Source organism: Bradyrhizobium sp. (assembly GCF_049581145.1).
Lineage (GTDB): Bacteria > Pseudomonadota > Alphaproteobacteria > Rhizobiales > Xanthobacteraceae > Bradyrhizobium.
The window spans coordinates 1-3,002 of record NZ_JBAURI010001272.1; the positions used below are offsets into that span (position 1 = coordinate 1).

The 3,002-nt window shown below is 64.5% G+C and carries 3 protein-coding genes; 1 reads left to right on the forward strand and 2 read right to left on the reverse strand.

Annotated elements, in window-relative coordinates; all coding sequences use genetic code 11:
* Positions 1 to 1,302 (reverse strand): efflux RND transporter permease subunit (locus WCB02_RS40405; RefSeq protein ID WP_423968215.1); only part of this gene is annotated, 1,302 nt, incomplete at its 3' end.
* Complete coding sequence (locus WCB02_RS40410) at positions 1,299 to 2,468, reverse strand: efflux RND transporter periplasmic adaptor subunit (RefSeq protein WP_423968217.1); 1,170 nt, start codon at positions 2,466 to 2,468, stop codon at positions 1,299 to 1,301. The genes WCB02_RS40405 and WCB02_RS40410, both read right to left, overlap by 4 nt.
* Positions 2,469 to 2,640: 172 nt before the next feature.
* Here WCB02_RS40410 and WCB02_RS40415 point away from each other — a divergent pair, with 172 nt between their 5' ends.
* Positions 2,641 to 2,937, forward strand: coding sequence for a hypothetical protein (locus WCB02_RS40415; RefSeq protein ID WP_423968219.1), 297 nt, complete (start codon positions 2,641 to 2,643; stop codon positions 2,935 to 2,937).
* Positions 2,938 to 3,002: the final 65 nt, after the last annotated feature.

The window sequence follows — 3,002 nt, forward strand, 5'->3', positions numbered from 1 at the left end:
GGTGAAGCCGATCTCGCGCGAGCCCTTCAGCGCGGCCTCCATCGGGCTCAAGCCTTCCTCGAGATGGCGGACGATGTTTTCGATCACCACCACGGCATCGTCAACGACGAAACCGACCGCGATGGTCAAGGCCATCAGCGACAGGTTGTCGAGGCTGTAGCCGAATTCGTACAGCGCGGCAAAGGTGCCGACCAGCGACAGCGGCACGGTGACGCCCGGGATCACGGTCGCCCAGAAGTTGCGCAAGAACATGAAGATTACCATGACGACGAGCGCGATGGTGAGGATCAGGGTGAAGCGCACATCGGAGACCGACGCGCGAATCGTCGTGGTGCGGTCGGAGGCGATCGAGACCTTGATGGCCGGAGGAATCGAGCCTTCGAGCTGCGGCAGCAGCGCCTTGACGTGATCGACGGTCGCGATCACGTTGGCGCCGGGGACGCGCAGGATCGGCAGGATGATCGCGCGCTGCTTGTTGTACCAGCCCGCCAACAGATTGTTTTCCGGCGCCTCGATCGCCTTGCCGACATCGCGAATCCGCACCGGCGCGCCGTTGCGATAGGCGATGATCAGATCGTCATAGGCCTCGGGCTTCAGAAGCTGATCGTTGGTGTTGAGCGTAAAGGTCTGACGCGGGCTGTTGAGCGTTCCCTTCGGCAGGTCGACATTGGCGCCGCTGATCACATTGCGGACATCCTCCAGGCTCAGGCCACGCGACGCCAGCGCCTGCGGATTGACCTGAATGCGGATCGCCGGTTTCTGCTGCCCGCCGATGCCGACCTGGCCGACGCCCGATATCTGCGAAATCTTCGGCAACAGGATGTTTTCCGCATAGGCATCCACCGTCGTCAGCGGCAGCGTGTCGGAGGTCAGCGCGAGCAGGATGATCGGCGTATCCGCCGGGTTCACTTTCCGGATGGTCGGCGGATAGGGCATGTTGGTCGGCAAATAGGGACTCGCGGCATTGATCGCGGCCAGCACATCCGTCGCGGCACTGTCGACGGTGCGGCTGAGTTCGAATTGAACGGTCAACTGGACGAGGCCGAGCGCGCTGGACGAGGTCAGCTGGGCGAGGCCGGGAATCTGGCTCAGCTGCTGTTCCAGCGGGGTCGCGACCGACGAGGCCATGGTCTGCGGATCGGCGCCGGGCAGTTGCGCGCTGATCTGGATGGTCGGATAGTCGACGTTGGGCAGCGCCGCGACCGGCATCAGGCGGTACGCCACCAGACCGCATAGCAGCAGGCCGATCATCAACAGGGATGTCGCGACGGGCCGGTGGATGAAAGCCGCGGAGATATTCATGGGATGGCCTGCTCGACCGCGCTCTGCAGGTCGGCCTCCTGCGCGGCCTTGCCGTGCAGGATTGCGACGTGCGTGCCGGGCTGCAATTTGTACTGGCCATCGACCACGATGGTCTCGCCGGCCGTCAGCCCGGAATCGATCAGCGCCTGGCCCTGGCTGATCTGTGCGACATGGACCGGCCTGACCTGCACGGACTGGTCCGGCAGGATGACATAGACATAGGACCCCGCCGGCCCCTGCTGCACGGCGCCCGCGGCGATCGTCAATCCCGCAGGCTCGGTCCGCAGCAGCAAGCGGGCGTTCACGAGCTCGCCGGGCCAGAGCAAATGCTTCGCATTCGGAAAGGTGGCGCGCAGGCGGATGGTGCCCGTGGTCTGGTTGATCTGGTTGTCGATCAGCAGCAATTCGCCTGCATCGAGCTGGCTCTTGTCGTCCTGGCTGAAGGCGAACACCTGGATCGGTCCCTTGGTCATCTGCTGCTGGATTTCGGGAAAATTGGTCTCCGGCAGCGTGAAGATCAGCGAGATCGGCTGGATCTGAGTGACGTCGACCAGCCCGTTGGTGTCGGTGGGATGAATGATGTTGCCCTCGTCGATCTGCCGAATCCCGGTGACGCCATCGATCGGCGCCGTCAGCCTGGTGTAGCCGAGATTGACCTGCGCATTCTCGATGACGGCCTGATCGCTCTTCACGGCGGCTTCGAGCTGCGCGACCTGGGCCTTCTGGGTGTCGACCAGCTGGCCGGTGGCGAAGCCCTTCGCCTGCAGCGGGACGTAGCGGCCGAGATTGGCCTGGGCGTTGACGAGCTGGGCCTGATCGCGCGCCTTGTTTGCAATCGCCTGATCGAGCTGGGCCTGGTAGGGGCGTGGGTCGATCTCGGCGAGAACGTCGCCTTTGTGCACGGCCTGCCCCTGGCGGAAGCTGACCTTGATCAGCGGCCCGGTGATCTGGCTACGCACGACGACGTTGTTGAACGCGATCACGGTGCCGACGCCGCGCAGATAGATCGGAACCGGATGGGCATTGACGGTCGCGGCCACCACCGGCGTCGGCTGCGGCGGCGCTTGCTTTGGAGGCTCGGCCTTCGATTGGCGCCACAGGATGACGCCGGCCGCGGCTCCTCCGATCAGCAGAACAGCCACCAGACCCAGAAGACCCTTGCGCATGTGGTAAACCTCGTCGGAGCCGGCCTAGCAGCCGCCCGCGGACGCCATTCCGTTGGCATCGAATGTGGTGGATGTTCCCTGCGTGGTACAAGGCGACACGGAGACCGTGGGTGGGGGAACGCTGACATCCGGACTCTCGCCGGGTGTCCCAAGGTCGGTGGCACCGAGAGGAATGCTCGAGCCGACCGTCGATCCCGTCAGTCCCATCGTGTTGGTCGATGCTTGCGACGAAGAAGATGCCTGCGACGAACTGCTCGCCGTCGCCGAGCCGCATGCGGACGGCGTGGTCGTGCCGCCACCGTCGAAAGCCCCGCCCGACGTCGTATTCGGACACGGCATCACCAGCGGACTTATTCCGGACGGATTGAGTTCGGTCGCGCCAAGTGGAATTGTCCCGGAGCTGGAAGACGACGATGATTCCGACGGTACCGTTCCAAGCGGCGAGGTTGCGCCCATGCCCGGCGCCTGAGCGGTTTGCGCCCGGGCCGCGCCGATAGCCAGGGCTGCCATGAAGACACAGAAGACCCACATGAC

Bases quoted from the DNA above. Each gene is read 5' to 3' on its own strand.
- WCB02_RS40410 (WP_423968217.1), bottom strand. From the start codon at position 2,468: ATGCGCAAGGGTCTTCTGGGTCTGGTGGCTGTTCTGCTGATCGGAGGA.
- WCB02_RS40415 (WP_423968219.1), top strand. From the start codon at position 2,641: ATGCTCGAGCCGACCGTCGATCCCGTCAGTCCCATCGTGTTGGTCGAT.